Below are 18,975 nucleotides of genomic sequence, written 5' to 3' on the forward strand. Positions count from 1 at the left end.
CCATCCACCCACCGTCGCCCACCAACGCTGCCCTGGGGAAAGGTTCACCGTGCGACTCACTGACCGAAGATTCGCCACGCTCATGATGGCGCCTGCGGCACTGTTCTTGGCGGCGTTCGTCGCTTGGCCGCTGGTCAGGCTCGTGACCGACAGCTTCTACGAAATCTCCCCGATGAAAGACGGGCCACGCACTTTCGTGGGCGCCGCGAACTACGCCGATGCCCTCACCTCGAGCGCCTTCCAGGGCGCTGCCGGCCGGACTCTCGTCTACACGGTTACGGTCGTGGCCGCCGAGTTCATCCTCGGCCTGGGCGCGGCATTGATCTTCACCGCACTCGGGAATCGGTCGTCTGTGTTCCGCACCATCTTTCTGTACCCGCTCATGATCGCCCCGGTCGTGGCCGGTCTGCTCTGGCGATTTCTGCTCATCGACAACTTCGGCATCGTCAACCAGGTCCTGTACAAGGCTGGTCTGCTCAGCTCGCCGGCGGACATTGGGTGGCTCAGCGACCCCAAGATCGTGCTGTTCGCGGTCGCGATCCCTGATATCTGGCTGACAACCTCATTCATGACCCTCGTGCTCTTCGCTGGTCTGCAAAACATCCCCGGCGACATCATCGAGGCGGCACGACTGGACGGGGCGCGGTCATTCAGCATGCTGTTCCGCATCATCATCCCGCTGCTGCGACCCGTCATCGCGGTCGCACTCATCATCCGGGGGATCGACGCAGCCAAGGCGTTCGACATCATCTTGATCCAGACCGGCGGCGGCCCGCAGAACGCCTCCGAAACGTTGAGCCTGCTCATCTACCGCACGATGATCCGCTTCGGAGAGCCGGGACTGGCCAGCGCCATGGGAACCATGTACCTGCTCGTCATGCTCGCCGTGGCGTTTGTCGCGGTGTGGACCATCTGGCGACCAGGAGCGGAGTCATGACCGTCGACATCTCGAGCTCGACCCACGTTGACAACGACGAGACCATCGCTCCAGCCCGTCGGGCTTTTTTCGGGCACCCAAGCAGTGCACGCCGCCGTTCGACCGGGAGCCAGGCCATATCCGGTTTGGAGGCCCGCCGACCACTGACGAGGGGGCTGCTGTGGGCGCTGCTGGCAGCTGTCGTGGTGCTGTACGGCTTCCCGTTCATCTACCTGCTACTCACGTCATTCAAGTCCCCGCTCGAAACGATCGCGGTTCCACCCAGGGTCTTGCCTTCGACCTGGACAACGGCCAACTACGTCGCAGCCCTTTCTCGAGAAGGGGTGCTCGCCTCGTTCGTCAACTCCATCTCGACGGCCACCATCAGTACTCTGCTCAGCCTCGTGCTCGCGGTACCCGCGGCCTACGGGATCACCCGGTTCCGCACGCGAGCTGGTCGGGTGTTCATCATGGTCGCGCTCGTGACCCGGATGGTTCCACCGGTCGCGGTAGGGATCCCGTTGCTGTCGACGATCTCTTACCTCGGCCTGACCGACACCCCCACCGGTCTGGCGATCGCGCACACCACTATCTCGCTGCCGCTGTCGATCTGGTTGATGGCCAGCTTCTTCGAAGCTGTCCCCAGTGAGCTCGATGAGGCGGCCAAGGTGGATGGTTGCAGCCGGCTGGGGGCGCTGTGGCGTGTGATCTTGCCGGTGATCTCCGGCGGCATCGCGGTGACGGCCATCTTCGCGTTCCTCGCCTCGTGGAATGAGTTCCTTTTCGCGCTTCTCCTCACCTCGGTGCGCGCGCAAACCACCCCGATCGTGATCGCGAACTTCCAGACCCAGTTCGGCCTGGACTGGGGGGCGATGACAGCCCTGGCGGCCCTGTATTCGATCCCGGTGATTCTCTTGACCCTCGTCCTCCAGCGCCACATCGTCGCTGGCCTCACGCTCGGTGCCGTCAAGGGCTGACGCGTCTCAAACGGAACGGACCATGGACTGCAATGACTACTCGAGATTCGCCTATTGGCACCAGAGTGAGGGCTACACGCCCCACGCAGACCCTGCGCGCGTCGACGACCGCCTCCCGCGGCGCTGGCACGAGCATGGCCTCTGCCTCGGGGGCTTGTGACCGTCCGCACCGCCTGAGTAGACCTTCGACGACGAAGCAGGAGAAATGCGCGCACGAGTAGTGGGAATCAAGCAGGTGGCAACGGAGGCGGGAGTCTCGGCGACCACCGTGTCGCAGGTCCTGAACGACGTCGAAGGCGCCAGGATCAGCGACGACACTCGCGCCCGCGTCCACGCCACCGCCATGCGGTTGGGCTACGTGCCTAACCGCATGGCGCGAGGACTGCGAATGCAGCGCTCGGGAACGCTCGGGCTCATCGGGGACGAGATCGCCACCACGCCCCACGCGGGGAAGATGATCCTCGGAGCTCAGGAAGCCGCGCTGCGGCACGGCTTCACGCTCGTGCTTTTCAACACTGAGCGCGATCCCGCGGTTGAGGAACGTGACATCCGCACGTTGCTCCAATACCAGGTCGACGGCATCCTTTACGCCACCATGTACCACCGCGTGGTCACGTTGCCTCCGGTGCTCCACGGGGTCCCGACCGTTCTTCTCGACTGTGAATCCGCTGACCCCACTGCGCCTGCGGTCGTCCCCAACGAAGCCGCGGGCGCGCGAATCGCCGTCGACGAGCTGCTCGCGCACGGCCACCGCCGCATCGGGTTCGTAACCAATACGGACGACGTGCCAGCAACTTCCGGGCGCCTACGGGGATACAAAGCCGCGCTTGCCGACGCAGGGATCGCTTTCGACCCCGCCCTCGTCGCGGCCGACCAGTCGGAAACGGTCGGTGGGTACCGGACCTCTCGCGCCCTTCTAGACCATTCCGACCGACCCACCGCGCTGTTCTGCTACAACGACCGCATGGCGATGGGTGCGTACCGTGCCGCCGCCGAGCTCGGCCTGAGGATCCCTACCGACATTTCTATCGTTGGCTTCGACAACCAAGAGGTCATCGCCGTCGGCCTGTATCCGGATCTAACGACCGTCGCGCTACCGCACTACGACATGGGCGCCTGGGCCGTTGACACCCTCTCCGCCCTGCTCACAAGTGAAGGCGGCCGTCCTGAGAATCCCTATCCGCTCCAGATGGATTGCCCGTTGGTACGCCGATCGTCTGTCGCGCGCCCCTCTTCCGCTGCCTGACTGCACAACCGAAAGGTCGACATGCTCCGCCTGCCCTACGCCTGGACCTGGGATTTTTGGTGCGCCGATGACGGCGAGTACTTCCACCTATTCTTCCTCAAGGCATCCCGTGCGCTCGGCGATCCGAACCGGCGCCACTGGCGCGCCACGGTCGGGCACGCGATCTCAACTGATCTGAAGACCTGGACGGAGGTCGCAGACGCGCTTGTCGCTGCTGACGGCCCCGCGTTCGACGACCTAGCGACCTGGACCGGGTCGGTCGTGCGCGGGGACGACGGTGTGTGGCGGATGTTCTACACCGGGGTCGACCGCGCCGGCGCGGGAATGACCCAACGCATCGGGACCGCGACTTCCCCCGACCTGTACACCTGGACACGCAGCGACCGACCGCCGCTGGAAGCAGACCCTCGCTGGTACGAGAAGCGGGCTGATCAATCCTGGCCCGACGAGGCCTGGCGCGATCCATGGGTCATGCGCGACCCCGCAGGCGACGGATGGCACATGCTCACCACAGCCCGATCACGCACCGGCGCGCCGGACGAGCGAGGAGTGATCGGGCACGCCACGTCGACCGACCTCGAAACCTGGACGGTCCGGCCCCCCCACACACGAGCAGGCGCCGGGTTCGGCCAACTTGAGGTCACGCAGGTCGAGACGGTCGAAGGCCGCACGGTCCTGATCTTCTGCTGCCTCACGACCGAGCTGTCGAAGAGTCGCCGCGACCTAGGCGAAACTGGCGGGATCTGGGCTGTCGAGACCGACGATCCCCTCGGCCCGTACGACGTGGCACGTGCCTACCGGATCACCGACGAGGCCTTCTACGCCGGTCGCCTGGTCCAGGACCGCGCCGGTTCCTGGTTCTTGCTCGCCTTTCACCACTCGGGTCCCAACGGTGCGTTCATCGGCGAACTCTCCGACCCGATGGCCGTGCGATGGTCAGACGATGGACGGCTGTGCGCACAGCAAACCGCCGCGGAGCTCGCCATCATCTGAGAACAGACACCGCCGAAAGGTGATCCGGTACAGCGGGATCCCCGATCCTCACGCATACAGGATCGCGCCGGACGCATTCAGGATCGAGTACGCAAAGTCCGGCGCGACGGGTGTCAATACCGGCGACATTGCGCCCGTCGACGGCCTCCCTTCGCGCTTGCGCTGGCGAGAACTCACCCAAATGTAACCGTTTTGACACCGGTTCGACCGTGCCAATGCTGCAGACGAGGGAACGGGCAATTCATGCTTAGCAACAATAGCTACGACGTCACGACGTGGCCTGCCGGAGATCCCTATGAGGACATCGGCGAGGTGATAAACAGTATCATTGCTGATATTAAGAGCAGGCAGACGTTCGCCAATGTGAATGATGGCGGAAAACCCGGTGCCGTGATCTACATCCCCCCGGGGGACTACCGCCTTCGAACGCAGGTGCTGATCGACATCAGCTATCTCAAGATCGAGGGTTCTGGGCACGGCTTCACCTCGTCGAGCATTCGATTCAACGTTCCCGAGAACAAGTGGTCGGACCTGCACGAGCTTTGGCCAGGAGGAAGTCGCATTCTCGTCGACATTCCGCTCGAACCGAATAGTGACGAGTCCAAGCGTGCCGCCTTCTACATCGAGAGGGCAGGAAGTCCCCGGATCAGTTCAGTCGAGTTCTCCAACTTCTGCATCGACGGGCTCCACTTCAACCCGGACGGTTCAGGAATGAACCCCGAGAACACATATGTCAACGGTAAGACTGGCATCTATGTGGCAAGTGCCAACGACTCGTTCCGCATCACCGGTATGGGCCTAATCTACCTCGAGCACGGTATGACGATCTGCCACGCCGATGCATTGTCTATTCACGACAACTTCATCGCGGAATGTGGCAACTGTATTGAGTTACGAGGCTGGGGTCAGGCGTCCAAGATCACAGACAATCTGATCGGAGCCGGATTCAAAGGGTCCTCGATCTTTGCGGAGAATCACGGTGGGCTCCTGATTACCGCAAACAACATCTTCCCGCGCGGCGCGAGCAGTCTCATGCTCGACGGTGTCACGCGTTCGAGTATCACCAATAACCGGCTGCACTCGTTCTACCCGGGGATGGTGGTGCTCAAAGCGAACTGTTCGGAGAACCTAGTGGCCTCAAACCACTTCCTGCGCGACCACGAGCCGTGGGCACCCTTCCTGGACGTAGATAACGGCAAAGATGATTTGTGTGGCCTCATCCAAGTCAGCGGTGATGGCAATTCTGTGATCGGCAACCACTTCTCTGAGGTAATCGATTCTCGGAGGATCAAACCATCGGGCGCAACTCCGGTCATTATGCGTCTCGTCTCAGGCCGTGGCAACTATGTTGCCAACAACCATGTGGTAGCCATGGATGTCCGCGCCAAGACAGGCGATTCCGCGTTCGCTGCGCAAGTGAGTGCTCTTTTGATGACCGAACTTTCGAGTCACCTCGCCGTCACCACCGTCTTAGTTGACGCGACATCCCTCCACAATACAATCCTTGATTCGGGAGACGACTTCCAGGTCGTGATGAACAAGGCCGTCAATGCTTTTAGGGCCACACCCACGATTATCAAAGAGATGCCCCCTGTGGTTTTGCCCTGACCGTGCGCTCGGGTCCGGGAGACGTCGGCCGTGCTCAACATCGGGGGCTGCGACCGCCACGGAGGTGGTGGAAAATGAAGTGGTCCGGTCCAAGTGTCGGTCGTCGGCAGCGACCGGAAGTTGCTCGCTTTACTGGGCTCGTCCGAACACCACTTTCTTCCTTGTAAGTGATGGCCAGTATTGTCGGCTCCGCCTGGCGGGTGTGACTCGTTCTGGATTCGGCTCGCTACCCGTTCTGACTGGTCGGTGACGGGTCGGCGATGGCAAGCACGTTGAGCCGGTCTTCCAGGGCGCGTCGGAAGGTGACCGCGCTTGCGTACGTCATTGGCGGGTCTCACCCAGGGCGGTGGCGATGAGGTCCCGGAGCGTTTTCGGTCCGGGTGCGAACGGCTTGGGTGGGACGGCGGGGCGTGGTGAGCGCGCGCGCCATCGCCTGAGCGATGGCGCGCTCGACCTGCTCCGGCGCGGTGCCGCTGGCAGCGCAGTCGAGGAGCGTTCGCTCGGGTGACGTGGCCACGACACCGGCGACGGGCCGGGTCTCGTGGGGGGCGAGCGGGCGGAGGAGGGTGTGCATCCGAACGCCGGGGCGTGGGCGTTGGCCCCGCTGCGATCGGGGGACCGACAGGTGCACGACGTCCGGGATGACGTCCGCGAGGTCCAACAGCTCCAGGGCGCTGTCCTGGGAGACCACCGCTCCCGCTCCGCGCAGGGCCAGCCGCGCACTGACAACATGCTCGTGCGCGCTGCTCGGGAAGTGCGCAGCCGGTACAGGCCCCGGCCGACTCGCTCGTACCGGCCACCCGGTCTGGCTGTCCCGGCTGGACGAGCGCATCGGTCTCGTCGAGACAGAACTCTGGCAATCAGCCTGAAAGCTGAATGCCTGCATTCCTCACGCGGGTGCATCGTCGCAGGTCAGCGATGGCCAGCAACGCCAGCCTGAGTCGGTTCGGGGCGTACGCGACCGCATGGGTCCCGGGCCGCGGTGCCTCTACGCTCCATTACGTAATGGAGCGAAATGGCCTCAACTGTCATCCGGCGAGCCGTACGAAGCCGCCGCAAGCCCCTGACCTGTACAAACATGGAGCGGGTGACGGGAATCGAACCCGCGCTATCAGCTTGGGAAGCTGAAGTTCTGCCACTGAACTACACCCGCGCGTGCCCCACCATGGCGGGTGCGCGGCACCGAGCATACCTAACCGAACCCGTGGCGCGGACCCGAAGCCGCCGCGTCAGCGCCAGGACGCTCACACGGCCGCGCACGGACCCGGTCTTTCCGGGCGCTACCGTTGCCAGGTGCTGCTCTCCGACCGTGACATTCGTGCCGAGCTCGACTCCGGGCGCGTCGTGCTCGACCCCTACGACCCGGCGATGATCCAGCCGTCGAGCATCGACATCCGGCTGGACCGGTTGTTCCGCCTGTTCGACAACCACAAGTACGCGGTCATCGACCCGTCGCTGGACCAGCCCGACCTCACCCGCCTGGTCGAGGTCGAGAAGGGGGAGCCGCTGATCCTGCACCCCGGCGAGTTCATCCTCGGCTCGACCTACGAGGCCGTCACGCTGCCGGACGACATCGCCGCGCGGCTCGAGGGCAAGTCCTCCCTCGGGCGACTGGGCCTGCTCACGCACTCCACCGCCGGCTTCATCGACCCCGGGTTCACCGGGCACGTGACCCTGGAGCTGTCGAACATGGCGACGCTGCCGATCGCGCTCTGGCCGGGCATGAAGATCGGCCAGCTGTGCTTCTTCCGGCTCTCGTCGGCCGCCGAGTTCCCGTACGGCTCCACGCACTCCGGGTCGCGGTACCAGGGGCAGCGCGGGCCGACGGCGTCACGGTCGTTCCAGAACTTCCACTGCACCGAGGTGTAGTCGCCCATGGCCGTCGGGCAGGAGCTGCCGCCGTTCTCGTCGGTCGGACCGGAGGCGCTCGAGTGTCATCTCCTGGCGCTCCCCGACGGGGTCGGCGAGGACGAGGTCGAGGCCCTGGCCGTCAGCCGGTTCCTCGCCGCCGGCTGGGACCTGGCCGCCACGGCGGCCCGGGCGAACCCCGGCGGGCGCTGGTCCCGCGGCGGGCCGAGCCCGCGGGTGCTGCGGCTCTCCCGGCACTCCCGGCTGGTCGGCCCGTACTCGTTCGACCCGAACGACGCGGCGCAGTTCGGGCTGCCGGTGTCATGCACGACGGTCTTCGTCGTCGAGACCCCGCACGAGCGGGGCGATCCGCCGTACCCCGGCGGCGACCGGGACGGGCTGGGGCGCGCGTTCCCGGCAGGCACCCCGATCCGGGACGAGGAGCGGGTGGCCTCCTGGCTGGTGGCCGCAGCGCGGCGGCTGGGTGGGGCGGTCCGGATCGCCGACAGCGGCGTCGTGCTGGTCCCGCACGCCGACGCGACCATCGACCTGACGGTGTTCTCCGACGTCTGGCTTGCGCCACCGGTCGCGCTCGCGGTGATGCAGCGGGTGATGCCCCGCGCGAAGCTGGCGATGGACCCCGTGCCGTGGGCCGGGCCACCGCCCGGCACCGGCGTGCGTCAGGTGCCCGGCGCCTCCGGGCTGAGCGAGGCGCTCCGCAAGAACCTGCACGCCGAGGCCGACGCCTACGACGTCGCGGCGCTGTCGGCTCCGGACGAGCTCACCGGCTACGGCATCGAGGCCGACATGGGCATCGACGGGCTGCTCGTCCTGGAGGTGGCGGGGGAGGACGTCGTCCCGCTCGTACTCTCCTCGTTGCCGTGGGCGGCCAACGGGACGATCGCGTATCACGTGCGTTGGCAGGCGGATGACTTCCAGGAGCTCGAGCTCGAGCGGCCCTCGCTCGCGCACCGGGTCGCGCGGGGCCGCGCCCAGCCGCTGGTGAGCGCGCTGGCGCGCGAGGTGTACGTCGCGGTCGGCGGCGAGGTCGTGGACGCGGCTGAGTTCCTCGTGGACCCCGCGGACCTCTAGCCCCGCGTCACGCCTCGGCTCTCACCTGCCCGACGACGACGCAGAGGTGCGGCCTGAGCGCATCGCGCGCGTGACGGTCGCGGCGCCGCCGGACGGATCGACGCCGGCAACGAGTCGCGCGTACTGGGCCGACTCGACGGCGTAGATCGCCACCCGGCCCTCGGCGTCGGAGTGCACGCCCCAGCCGTAGCGCTTGCCCAGGTCGCTGGATCGCAGGCACGGCTGGCCCTTGGCGAAGAACTGGGCGCGGGCAGCCGGGCGATCCTGAGGGTCGAGACCGCGACGGTCCGCCCACACCGTGAAGATCACGTCGTCGGACGTGTACCGGTACGGGTTCGCCGCGATCATCGCGTGGGTCAGCTCCGCGACGCTCGGCTCGGTGCGCGACGGCGGTACGGTGCCGGCCATCGCGGCGCTGTCGTCGGCGACGGCGATGAACGTGTCGAGGTAGTTGGTGGTGTGGATCTTCGCCATGTGCGGAACCTCCCTGGTCCTGGGTCTCTTCCGGCGGTGTCTACCGCTCTCGAACACGACCGTGCCGCGGGCCGCGCGTGCAGGTCTTGGAAAAAGGCGACGGGGGCACACTCGACTCATGGAGCGCGAGATCCGCACCGACGAGCGCTCCGGCGTGCTCTACCCCGAGAACCTCGCCCGCTACGGGGCCCGCTGGTTCGAGCCGGACGCCGCGGTGGCCGCGGTGGTCGAGAGCCTGTGGTCGGTGCGCTGGAACTTCAACCCGGGGGAGTCGATCACGCAGCGCATCATCGCGACCCCGGGCGTCACGCTGACGATCGAGGCGGGCGACGTCCCGGGGCCGCTGATCGTCACGGGGGTGCACCGTCGGGCGTGGGAGCGCGACATCACCGGGTCGGGCACGGTGTTCGGGATCCGGCTGCGGCCCGCCGGGCTCGCGGTGGTCAGCGACCTCTCGCCGGAGCGGATCGCCGACGCCACCCTCCCAGTGACCCCGGACCTCGACCCCCGGCTGTTCGAGCTGCTCAGGCGGATCGCGGTCGCGACGACGCCCCACGCCCACGCGGACGCCGCGAACGCCGTCCTCCCCGAGCTGCTCGCCGAGCGGCCGGTCCCGGCACCGCATCGGCTCGCCAACGCGGTCGTCGCCGCACTCACCCCCGGGGGCGCTCCCGTCGACGGTCCCACGCTCGCGCGCGGTTTCGGGGTCAGCGAGCGCACGATCCAGCGGGCGCTGCGGGGCACCCTCGGGCAGGGGCCCAAGTGGGTCGGTCGGTGGGTGCGGCTGCAGGAGGTCGCCAGGCTGCTCTCGGCCCCGGACCCGCCCGACGTCGCCGCCGTGGCCGTGAGCCTCGGGTACACCGATCAGGCGCACCTCGTGAACGACTTCCGCACCGCGGTCGGACTCACCCCGGGGGCGTACGTCCGCTCGCTGCGTCGGCTTCAGGGCGGTTGATCCGCTCGAGCAGCAGCAGCGCGACGTCGACCACGCGCGGGGCCGGCCCGCCGTCGGCCGTGGCCTGCGCGGCGACGCCGTCGCCGAGCATGACCGTGCAGAACGGGCACGCGGTGACGATGGTCTCGGCGCCGGTGGCGACCGCCTCCGCGGCGCGCGCGGAGTTGATCCGCGTGCCGGTCTTCTCTTCCATCCACATCCGCGCGCCGCCCGCGCCGCAGCAGAACGAGCGCTCGGAGTTGCGCGGCATCTCGGCGAGCTCGACGCCGGGCAGCGCGCCGAGCAGGTCGCGCGGCGGCGCGTAGATCTTGTTGTGCCGCCCGAGGTAGCACGGGTCGTGATAGGTGACGACCTGCGCCCCGGGCGTACCGGCCCCGGCGAGGTTCACCACCTGCGCCACGTCGGCTGCCTCGAACGGGACCGGCGTCAGCCGGCCCTCCGCGACCAGGCGGTTGAGCAGCTCGGTGTGGTGGATCACCTCGTAGGTGCCGCCGAGCTGCGGGTACTCGCGCGAGAGGGTGTTGAAGCAGTGCGCGCAGGTCACGACGATCGCACGCGCCCCGACCTCGTTCAGCGTCTCCACGTTCCCGGCCGCGAGGGTCTGGAACAGCAGCTCGTTGCCCGCGCGCCGGGCCGGGTCGCCCGTGCAGGACTCGCCGTCACCGAGCACCGCGAAGCGCACGCCCGCGGTGTGCAGCAGCTCGGCCACGGCCCGCGAGGTCTTCTTCGCGCGGTCCTCGTACGCGCCCGCGCACCCGACCCAGAACAGGTAGTCCACGCCGCGCGCGTCCTCGACGTCCCGCCCGACGACGGGGACGTCGAACGGCAGACCCTTCGCCCAGTCCAGCCGGGCCTTGGGCGCCATGCCCCACGGGTTGCCCTTGCGCTCGAGCTTGGTGAACATGCCGCCGAGCTCGGACGGGAACGCGGACTCCATCAGCACCTCGTAGCGCCGCATGTCCACGATCGCGTCGACGTGCTCGATGTCGACCGGGCACTGCTCGACGCACGCGCCGCACGTGGTGCAGGCCCACAGCACCTCGGGATCGATCACGTTGTCGATCAGGCGCATCGCGTGCGGGTCGATGCCCGAAGTCTTCCCGTCGCCACCCGAGGTCGCCGCGCCCGCCGCCTGCAGGTACGGCGCGGTCGCGTACGCGTGGTCGCGCAGCGCGATCGTCAGCAGCTTCGGCGACAGCGGCTTGGCGGTGTTCCAGGCGGGGCACTGGTCCTGGCAGCGCCCGCACTCGGTGCAGGTCGCGAAGTCGAGGAGCCCCTTCCACGTGAAGTCCTCGATCGCGCCGACGCCGAGCCGGACGTCGTCGGGCAGGTCCTCGAGCGAGGTGAGGTCGAGCGGCTTGCCGTCCGCGCCGCGCAGCGGCTGGAGCGGTCCGAGCGCGGGGCCGCCGTCGGTCTCGCGCCGGGCGTAGATGTTCACCACGGCGAGGAACCGGTGCCACGCGACGCCCATCGCGGGCTGCAGGCCGACCACCACGAACCACGACATCGACACGAGGATCTTGACGCACGAGATGACGATGACGGCGGCCTCGAGCGTCCCGCGCGCGACCGGCACCCACGAGGCGCCGAACCACGCGGTCAGCGGGAAGTGCCACGCGGTCGCGAGGTGCGCGGTGTCCGGCACCTGGGCGGCCAGCGCGTACTCCAGGCCGCGCAGCGTCAGCGCGCAGAGCACGACGGCGAGCACGGTCGCCTCGACGAAGTACGCCTGGCCCTGGTTCGACCCGAAGAACCGGGACGAGCGGCCGGAGCGTCGCGGGTGCTTCACCTGGCGGACCACGATCAGCAGGAGGATGCCGAGCAGCGACGCCCACCCGATCGCCTCGATGGCCCACTCGAGCGGGATGAGGTGGCCAATGAACGGCAGCGAGTACGTGGGGTTCGCGACCTGCCCGTACCCGGTCAGCAGCGTGAGGAACAGCACCGGGAACGACACCATCACGACCCAGTGCGCCACCTTGATCTCGGGCCGGTGCTTGAACCGTTCGTGCCCGAGCACCTCGCGCACCAGCACCCCGGTGCGCCGGCCGATCGGCCGGGCGCGCTCCGGCGCGGGGCGCCCGACCCGCACCGTCCGGAAGATCTCGCGCACCCCGCGGGCGAAGATCGCGACGCCGACCACCGAACCGATGACGACGAGGCCGACCGCAACCGCTCGCAGGATGTCCACGCGGACACGGTAATGCCGCGCCCCATCTCCCGGCGCAGGCCGTCCGCGCAGCGGCTTTGTTATCCTCGGTCCACACCCTGTTCGGCACCCCGGTCGGCGATCTCGCCGAGCGCGTCTACACGCACCTGCCAAACCGCCTCACGCGAGACAACTGACCAACCGCCCACCAAGAGGACGGAGTGGACGTGCTGCTGCTGCTTGCCGCCCACTTCGTGATGGCGCTCGCCGCCCCGGTGCTGGTGTCCTGGCTCGGGCGGCGCGCCTACCTCGTGCTGGCCCTCGCGCCGGCGTCGGCCATGGTCTGGGCCCTGGCGCACACCGGTGCCGTCATGCGCGGGGACGGGCCCGTCGAGCTCGTCGAGTGGGTGCCCGGGCTGCACCTCGAGCTCGCGTTCCGGCTCGACACGCTGTCGTGGCTGATGGTCGTGCTGGTCGGCGGGATCGGCGCGCTCGTGCTGGTCTACTCCTCGGCGTACTTCGCGGCGACCGCCGGCGGGCTGGGCCGGTTCGGCGCGGTGCTGGTCGCGTTCGCGGGCACGATGCTCGGCCTCGTCGTCGCCGACAACCTCATGCTGCTGTACACGTTCTGGGAGCTGACCACCGTCTTCTCCTACCTGCTGATCGGCCACTACGCCGACCGCAAGGCGAGCCGGCGCGCGGCGATGCAGGCGATCATCATCACCACGACCGGCGGCCTCGCGATGCTCGTCGGCCTGATCCTCATCGGGGCCGACGCCGGGACCTACCAGCTGTCCGCCGTCATCGCGAACCCCCCGCACGGTGCCGCGATCCCCGTCGCTGCTGCCCTGATCCTGTGCGGGGCGGCCACCAAGTCCGCGCTCATCCCGCTGCACTTCTGGCTGCCGGCCGCGATGGCCGCCCCGACCCCGGTGAGCGCGTACCTGCACGCCGCCGCGATGGTCAAGGCCGGTGTCTACCTCGTGGCCCGGTTCGCGCCGGCCTATGCGGAACTGACCGTGTGGCAGGTGATGATCACCGTGCTCGGCTGCGGCACGCTGCTGCTCGGCGGCTACCGCGCGCTGCGCCAGCACGACCTCAAGCTGATCCTCGCGTTCGGGACCGTGAGCCAGCTCGGGCTGCTCGTGCTGCTCGTGGGCCTGGGCACCAAGGCGGCCGCGCTCGCGGGCCTGGCCATGCTCGGCGCGCACGCGATGTTCAAGGCCGCCCTGTTCCTGTCCGTCGGCGTGATCGACACCGCCACCGGGACCCGCGACCTGCGCCGGCTGTCCGGCGTCGGGCGGGCCCTTCCGTTCACCGCGCTCGCGGCCGGTCTCGCGACGGCGTCGATGATCGGGCTGCCGCCCTTCGCGGGCTACGTCGCCAAGGAGGCCGCGCTCGAGGCGCTCCAGCACGACGCCGACGGCTGGGTCGGCTGGGTGGTCCTCGGGGCCGTCGTGGTCGGGTCGGGATTCACGGTCGCCTACGGGTTGCGGTTCTACTGGGGCGCGTTCGCCATCAAGCGGTCCGTGACCCACCCCGCGACGGCGCCGGGGGAGCCGGAGCGCACCGGGCCGGGCGTCCCGCCGAGCATCTCCCGGCCGTCCTGGCTGCTCGTATGGCCCGCGCTCGTGCTCGGGGTCCTCGGCCTGGTCGCGGCGCTGCTGCCCGGGCTCGGTGAGAACGTGCTGGCGCCGTACGCCGACACCTACCCGCTCGGCGAGCCGTCGCACCTGATCCTGTGGGCAGGCCTCACGCCCACCCTCGCGCTCACCGCGGTGATCCTCGGTGGCGGCGCGTTCGCGTTCTGGGGGCGCCGGCCGATCGAGAAGTTCCAGGCCGCGCTGCGGACCGGTCCGGAGGCCGACCTGGTCTACCGGCGCTTCATGCGCCGGCTCGACGACTTCTCGGCCGACGTCACCGCGCTGACCCAGCGCGGCTCGCTGCCGTTCTACCTCGCCGGCATCCTTGTCGTGTTCGTCGCGCTCGGCGGCACCGCGCTGGTCACCGGCACGTCGCTGCCGACCGACGTCCGGGTGTGGGACTCGGCCGGCCAGCTGCTCGCCGGGGGCGTCGTCGTCGTCGCCGCGATCCTCACCGTGCGGGCCCGACGGCGACTGAAGGCCGTCGTGCTGCTGGGCATCTCCGGGTACGGCATCGCGGTGCTGTACCTGTTGCACGGCGCCCCGGACCTCGCGCTCACGCAGGTGCTCGTGGAGACGATCACCGTGGTCGTGTTCGTGCTCGTGCTCCGCCGCCTGCCGGCGTACTTCTCGGACCGCCCGCTGGCCGCGAGCCGCTGGCTGCGCCTCGCGCTCGCCCTGGCGGTCGGCGTCACGGTCGCCGGGCTGACGCTCGTGGCGCCCGGCGCGCGGATCCACCTGCCCCAGTCGGTCGACTTCCCCGACGAGGCGTACTCGTTCGGCGGCGGCGAGAACATCGTCAACGTCGTGCTGGTCGACATCCGCGCCTGGGACACGATGGGCGAGATCGCCGTGCTGCTGGTGGCCGCGACCGGCGTCGCGTCGCTGATCTTCCTGCAGCGGCGCAGCGGCGACATCCACCGGGTGAGCGAGATCGACGCGGACGCGCCCGGCGCGCGGGTCTGGGGCGGTGAGCCCGACGAGATGGCTGCGCTGCGCCGCCGCGGCGTGCTCGCGCCCGCGCCCGACGACGCCCGCCGGACCGGTTCGCGCGCCTGGCTGCGCGCCGAGCGCACGCTCGCCCCGCAGCGCCGGTCGGTCATCTTCGAGGTGGTTACGCGGCTGCTGTTTCCGACGCTGATCGTGTTCGCGGTGTACCTGCTGTTCGCCGGGCACAACGCGCCCGGCGGCGGGTTCGCGGCGGGCCTCGTCGTCGGCATCGCGCTGATCGTGCGGTACCTCGCGGGCGGGCGCTACGAGCTCGGCGAGGCCGCCCCGGTGCACCCGGGCCTGCTCCTCGGCTCGGGCCTGTTCCTCTCGGCCGGGGTCGGGCTGATCGCGCTCATCGCGGGCGGCCAGGCGCTGCAGTCGGTGATCCTCGACCTCGAGATCCCGCTGATCGGGACCGTGCACGTGGTCACGTCGCTGTTCTTCGACCTCGGCGTGTTCCTCGTGGTCGTCGGCCTGGTGCTCGATGTGCTGCGCAGCCTGGGCGCCGAGATCGACCGCCAGGGCGAGGCAGCCCGCGCCGACGACGCCCTCGCGCCGACCGGCCGCGACCCCGAGGGGACCGCCCGATGAGCCATGTCATGAGCCCGAACCTGCTGCTCGTCGTCGTCATCGCGGTGCTCGTGACGACCGGCGTCTACCTCCTGCTCGAGCGGAGCCTGAGCCGGGTCCTGATCGGCATCATCCTGCTCGGCAACGGCGTGAACCTCAGCTTCCTGGTGGCCGGCGGCGCGGCGGGCGGCGCGCCGATCGTCGGCTCGACCCCGATCAACGAGATGAGCGACCCGTTGCCGCAGGCCATGGTGCTGACGGCGATCGTCATCACGCTCGGCATGACGGCGTTCCTCATGGCGCTGGCCTACCGCTCCTGGCAGCTGCACCGCCACGACGAGGTGCAGGACGACGTCGAGGACCTCCGCGTCGCGCGGATCGCCGCGCGCGACGAGCCGATCTTCGCCGATGCGGACGCCGACGTCGTGCGCGCGGACCTCGAACGCGACGCCGCGGAGGCCCGCGACGAGACCGGGCCGGCGGTCGAGCCGTCGTCGGGCACCGGGTCGTCGTCGGGCACCGAGACGCCGGAGGTGCCGCGATGAGCGACCTGTCCTGGCTCGTGCCGCTGCCCGTGATGCTGCCGCTGACCGGCGCCGGGCTCGCGCTCGCGCTCTGGCGGCACGCGTCCGCACAGCGCGTGATCAGCCTCGTCGTGCTGTCTCTGACGCTGGCCGCGTCGGTCGCGCTGCTGTTCGCGCAGTCGGGCTCGGGCCCGCTGATCGTCGATGTCGGCGGCTGGTCGGCGCCGGTCGGGATCAACCTCGTCGCGGACCGGCTCAGCTCGCTCATGCTCGCGATCTCGTCGCTGGTCGTGCTGTGCGTGCTGGTCTACTCGCTCGCGCAGGGCGTGGCCGACGGCGACGAGGAGACCCCGGTCGCGATCTACCACCCCTCCTACCTCGTGCTCGCGGCCGGGATCGCGATCGCTTTCCTGAGCGGCGACCTGTTCAACCTGTACGTCGGGTTCGAGGTGCTGCTCGCTGCGAGCTACGTGCTGATCACGCTCACGGGGACGGCCGAGCGGATCCGGTCGGGCACGATCTACATCGTCGTGGCGCTGCTCAGCTCGGTGATCTTCCTGTTCGCGATCGGGCTGGCCTACTCGGCGACGGGCACCGTGAACATGGCGCAGCTCGCGCAGCGGCTGCCCGAGATCGACCCCGGCATCTCGCTCGCGCTGCAGCTGCTGCTGCTGCTCGCGTTCGGGATCAAGGCGGCGATCTTCCCGCTGTCGGCCTGGCTCCCCGACTCCTACCCGACGGCGCCTGCGCCCGTCACGGCGGTGTTCGCCGGGTTGCTGACCAAGGTCGGCGTGTACGCGATCATCCGGATCCAGACGCTGCTGTTCCCGGGCGGCCGTGCGGACGACCTGCTGATGTGGGCGGCGCTGGCCACGATGCTGGTCGGGATCCTGGGCGCGGTCGCGCAGAACGACATCAAGCGGCTGCTCTCGTTCACGCTGGTGAGCCACATCGGGTTCATGATCTTCGGCATCTCGCTGTCGAGCGAGGCCGGGATGGCCGCGGCGATCTTCTACGTGGTGCACCACATCACGGTGCAGACCACGCTGTTCCTCGTGGCCGGACTCATCGAACGCCGCGGGGGCACGACGTCGCTCGCCCAGCTCGGCGGGCTGGCCAAGATCGCGCCGCTGCTCGCGGTGCTGTTCTTCATCCCGGCGATGAACCTGGCCGGGATCCCGCCGTTCTCTGGCTTCCTCGGCAAGATCGGCCTGCTGCAGGCGGGTGTGGCCGTGGGCACGCCGATGACGTACGCGCTCGTGGCCGGCGGGGTCGTGACGTCGCTGCTCACGCTGTATGCGCTGGTCAAGGCGTGGAACAAGGCGTTCTGGCAGACGGCGCCCGCCCCGGTCGAGCCGGTGCACCTGCCGCGCGGCATGGTCGGCTCCGCGGCTGCGCTCGTCGTGTTCGGCATCGGCCTGACGGTCGTGGCCGGCCCGCTGTACGCCTACACCGAGCGCGCCGCGCACGACCTGCGCGACCGCGCCGGCTACATCGCGGCCGTGCTGCCCGACGGCGGTCGCGGCACCGGCATCTCGAACCAGGTCGCCCGGGACGCGGCGGCGGCGACGGATGCGGCCGAGACGCTCCACCCCGCATCGACCGGGACGGTGATCCCGTGAGCCTGCACCCGCGCCGCCGCGCCGTCGTCGTCCAGTGGCCGACGATGCTCTGGCTCACGATCGTCTGGGTCCTGCTGTGGGGCGACCTGCGGCTGGGCAACGTGCTCGCCGGGATCGCTGTCGCGTTCGCGGTGACCGTCCTGCTGCCGCTGCCGGCGGTCGCCTCGGGCGGCCGGTTGCGACCGCTCGGGCTGATCCGGCTGATCGCGCACTTCGCGCGGGACCTCGTCGTGGCGAGCGTGCAGGTCGGGGTGCAGGCGTTCCGGCCGGGGCCGCCGGTGAGCGCGGTGATCGGGGTGCAGCTGCGCAGCTCGTCCGACCTCTACCTCACCCTGACCGCGGAGCTGTGCTCGCTCGTGCCGGGCTCGATCGTCGTCGAGGCGCACCGGCTGACCCGCACGCTGTACCTGCACGTGCTCGACGTCGACACCGCGGGCGGGGTGGAGGCGGCGCGGCAGTCGGTGCTCGACCAGGAGGAGCGGGTGCTGCGGGCGATCGCGTCCGACACGCAGCTCGCCGCCGCCGGCCTCGGCCCTGTCCGGGCCTCGACCCGTGGTCTGAACCGATCGACAGGAGGGACCCCATGACGATCGTCGTGATCGTGTGCGCCGTGCTGCTCACCGGCGCCCTCGCCGGGGCCGTGTTCCGCGCCGAACGTGGTCCGAGCATGCTCGACCGCACCATCGCCCTCGACGTCGTGACGACGACGCTCGTGGCGTTCATCGGCCTCGAGGCCGCGTTCAACCGGCGGACCGACACGATCCCGGTGCTCGTGGTGCTGTCGCTCGTCGGCTTCGTCGGTTCGGTGACGATCGCCCGGTTCGCCGCGCGCGAGCCCGAGGGGGAGGGCAAGGTGCGCACCCTCGAGGAGATCGCGCTCGAGGAGGCCGCGCGGGCCGAGGCCGACCGCGAGGAGAACGCCGTCGGCGACGACTCCGAGCACCACGGCGGGTTCGCCCCCGGGGAGGTGCGCTGATGAGCTGGACGACGGTGAGCTGGACGACGGTGAGCGACGTCGTGGCCGCGGCCTGCCTGCTCGGCGGCTCGCTGCTCGCGTTCGCCGCGGGGGTGGGCCTGGTGCGGTTCCCCGACCTGCTCGCGCGCATGCACTCCGCGACGAAGCCCCAGGTGCTCGGCCTGATCCTGGTGCTGATCGGGCTTGCGTTGCGGGTGCGCAGCGGCCCCGCGGTGTGGATGCTCATGCTCGTGGCGGCGTTCCAGCTGCTCACCTCACCGGTGGCGTCGCACATGGTGGGACGCGCGGGGTACCGGACCGGCAAGGTGCGCAGCGAGCTGCTCGTCGTCGACGAGCTCACGGCCGACCAGGACGCCGCCGCCCGCGAGGCTGCCGAGCGCGACCGGACCTAG

The 18,975-nt window shown here is 69.3% G+C and carries 17 protein-coding genes and 1 tRNA gene; 14 read left to right on the top strand and 4 right to left on the bottom strand.

The genetic code is table 11. The features are described from left to right. Positions 1 to 49 precede the first annotated feature (49 nt). The 5 genes from VTA80_RS09960 (at position 50) to VTA80_RS09980 (ending at position 5,740) form a co-directional block, all read left to right on the top strand. The gene (locus VTA80_RS09960) at positions 50 to 937 is read left to right on the top strand and encodes a carbohydrate ABC transporter permease (RefSeq protein ID WP_407345345.1); all 888 of its coding nucleotides are present in this window, start codon (positions 50 to 52) and stop codon (positions 935 to 937) included. Beyond that, complete coding sequence (locus tag VTA80_RS09965) at positions 934 to 1,893, top strand: carbohydrate ABC transporter permease (RefSeq protein ID WP_407345346.1); 960 nt, start codon at positions 934 to 936, stop codon at positions 1,891 to 1,893. Before VTA80_RS09960 ends, VTA80_RS09965 begins: the two co-directional genes overlap by 4 nt. Positions 1,894 to 2,098: 205 nt before the next feature. Further along, entirely contained in the window at positions 2,099 to 3,139 is a 1,041-nt protein-coding gene (locus tag VTA80_RS09970) for a LacI family DNA-binding transcriptional regulator (protein WP_407345347.1), read from the top strand. A 21-nt stretch (positions 3,140 to 3,160) separates the two neighbouring features. Beyond that, on the top strand, positions 3,161 to 4,132 hold the full coding sequence (locus VTA80_RS09975; protein WP_407345348.1) for a glycosyl hydrolase family 32: 972 nt from the start codon (positions 3,161 to 3,163) through the stop codon (positions 4,130 to 4,132). Between the two features lie 243 nt (positions 4,133 to 4,375). Beyond that, positions 4,376 to 5,740: a NosD domain-containing protein gene (locus VTA80_RS09980; protein WP_407345349.1), complete on the top strand. Its 1,365-nt coding sequence runs from the start codon at positions 4,376 to 4,378 to the stop codon at positions 5,738 to 5,740. 334 nt (positions 5,741 to 6,074) lie between these two features. Here the strand turns inward: VTA80_RS09980 and VTA80_RS09985 are convergent, their stop codons facing one another. Further along, positions 6,075 to 6,431 (bottom strand): hypothetical protein, encoded by a 357-nt coding sequence (locus VTA80_RS09985; protein ID WP_407345350.1) that lies wholly within the window; start codon positions 6,429 to 6,431, stop codon positions 6,075 to 6,077. Positions 6,432 to 6,819: 388 nt separating this feature from the next. Next, positions 6,820 to 6,893: transfer RNA gene (locus tag VTA80_RS09990), tRNA-Gly, on the bottom strand. A 140-nt stretch (positions 6,894 to 7,033) separates the two neighbouring features. Between VTA80_RS09990 and dcd the strand changes: the two genes are divergently transcribed. Further along, positions 7,034 to 7,609 (top strand): dCTP deaminase, encoded by a 576-nt coding sequence (gene dcd, locus VTA80_RS09995; protein ID WP_407345351.1) that lies wholly within the window; start codon positions 7,034 to 7,036, stop codon positions 7,607 to 7,609. Between the two features lie 6 nt (positions 7,610 to 7,615). Then, positions 7,616 to 8,680, top strand: a complete 1,065-nt coding sequence (locus tag VTA80_RS10000; RefSeq protein WP_407345352.1) for a hypothetical protein — start codon at positions 7,616 to 7,618, stop codon at positions 8,678 to 8,680. Positions 8,681 to 8,701: 21 nt separating this feature from the next. Here VTA80_RS10000 and VTA80_RS10005 read toward each other — a convergent pair whose 3' ends face one another. Then, positions 8,702 to 9,154 carry a DUF6157 family protein gene (locus VTA80_RS10005; protein ID WP_407345353.1) on the bottom strand — a complete coding sequence of 151 codons (453 nt, stop codon included), beginning with the start codon at positions 9,152 to 9,154 and terminating at the stop codon, positions 8,702 to 8,704. Between the two features lie 118 nt (positions 9,155 to 9,272). Between VTA80_RS10005 and VTA80_RS10010 the strand changes: the two genes are divergently transcribed. Beyond that, complete coding sequence (locus VTA80_RS10010) at positions 9,273 to 10,109, top strand: helix-turn-helix domain-containing protein (protein WP_407345354.1); 837 nt, start codon at positions 9,273 to 9,275, stop codon at positions 10,107 to 10,109. Here VTA80_RS10010 and VTA80_RS10015 read toward each other — a convergent pair. Next, positions 10,060 to 12,300, bottom strand: coding sequence for a (Fe-S)-binding protein (locus VTA80_RS10015; protein WP_407345355.1), 2,241 nt, complete (start codon positions 12,298 to 12,300; stop codon positions 10,060 to 10,062). The genes VTA80_RS10010 and VTA80_RS10015 overlap by 50 nt on opposite strands. 185 nt (positions 12,301 to 12,485) lie before the next feature. Between VTA80_RS10015 and VTA80_RS10020 the strand changes: the two genes are divergently transcribed. The 6 genes from VTA80_RS10020 to mnhG are packed head-to-tail and all read left to right on the top strand — an operon-like array spanning position 12,486 to position 18,975. Then, positions 12,486 to 15,482: a Na+/H+ antiporter subunit A gene (locus VTA80_RS10020; protein ID WP_407345356.1), complete on the top strand. Its 2,997-nt coding sequence runs from the start codon at positions 12,486 to 12,488 to the stop codon at positions 15,480 to 15,482. 8 nt (positions 15,483 to 15,490) lie between these two features. Then, entirely contained in the window at positions 15,491 to 16,006 is a 516-nt protein-coding gene (locus VTA80_RS10025) for a Na(+)/H(+) antiporter subunit C (RefSeq protein ID WP_407345357.1), read from the top strand. Further along, the gene (locus VTA80_RS10030; protein WP_407345358.1) at positions 16,003 to 17,607 is read left to right on the top strand and encodes a Na+/H+ antiporter subunit D; all 1,605 of its coding nucleotides are present in this window, start codon (positions 16,003 to 16,005) and stop codon (positions 17,605 to 17,607) included. Before VTA80_RS10025 ends, VTA80_RS10030 begins: the two co-directional genes overlap by 4 nt. Beyond that, positions 17,604 to 18,194 carry a Na+/H+ antiporter subunit E gene (locus VTA80_RS10035; RefSeq protein WP_407345359.1) on the top strand — a complete coding sequence of 197 codons (591 nt, stop codon included), beginning with the start codon at positions 17,604 to 17,606 and terminating at the stop codon, positions 18,192 to 18,194. The genes VTA80_RS10030 and VTA80_RS10035 overlap by 4 nt, the downstream gene beginning before the upstream one ends. Next, positions 18,191 to 18,583, top strand: a complete 393-nt coding sequence (locus VTA80_RS10040; RefSeq protein ID WP_407345360.1) for a monovalent cation/H+ antiporter complex subunit F — start codon at positions 18,191 to 18,193, stop codon at positions 18,581 to 18,583. The genes VTA80_RS10035 and VTA80_RS10040 overlap by 4 nt, the downstream gene beginning before the upstream one ends. Then, a complete protein-coding gene (mnhG, locus tag VTA80_RS10045) occupies positions 18,583 to 18,975 on the top strand; it encodes a monovalent cation/H(+) antiporter subunit G (RefSeq protein WP_407345361.1) in 393 nt (130 codons plus the stop codon). Before VTA80_RS10040 ends, mnhG begins: the two co-directional genes overlap by 1 nt.

It is taken from the genome of Pengzhenrongella phosphoraccumulans, assembly GCF_045689905.1.
In the GTDB taxonomy this organism is placed as follows: domain Bacteria; phylum Actinomycetota; class Actinomycetes; order Actinomycetales; family Cellulomonadaceae; genus Pengzhenrongella; species Pengzhenrongella phosphoraccumulans.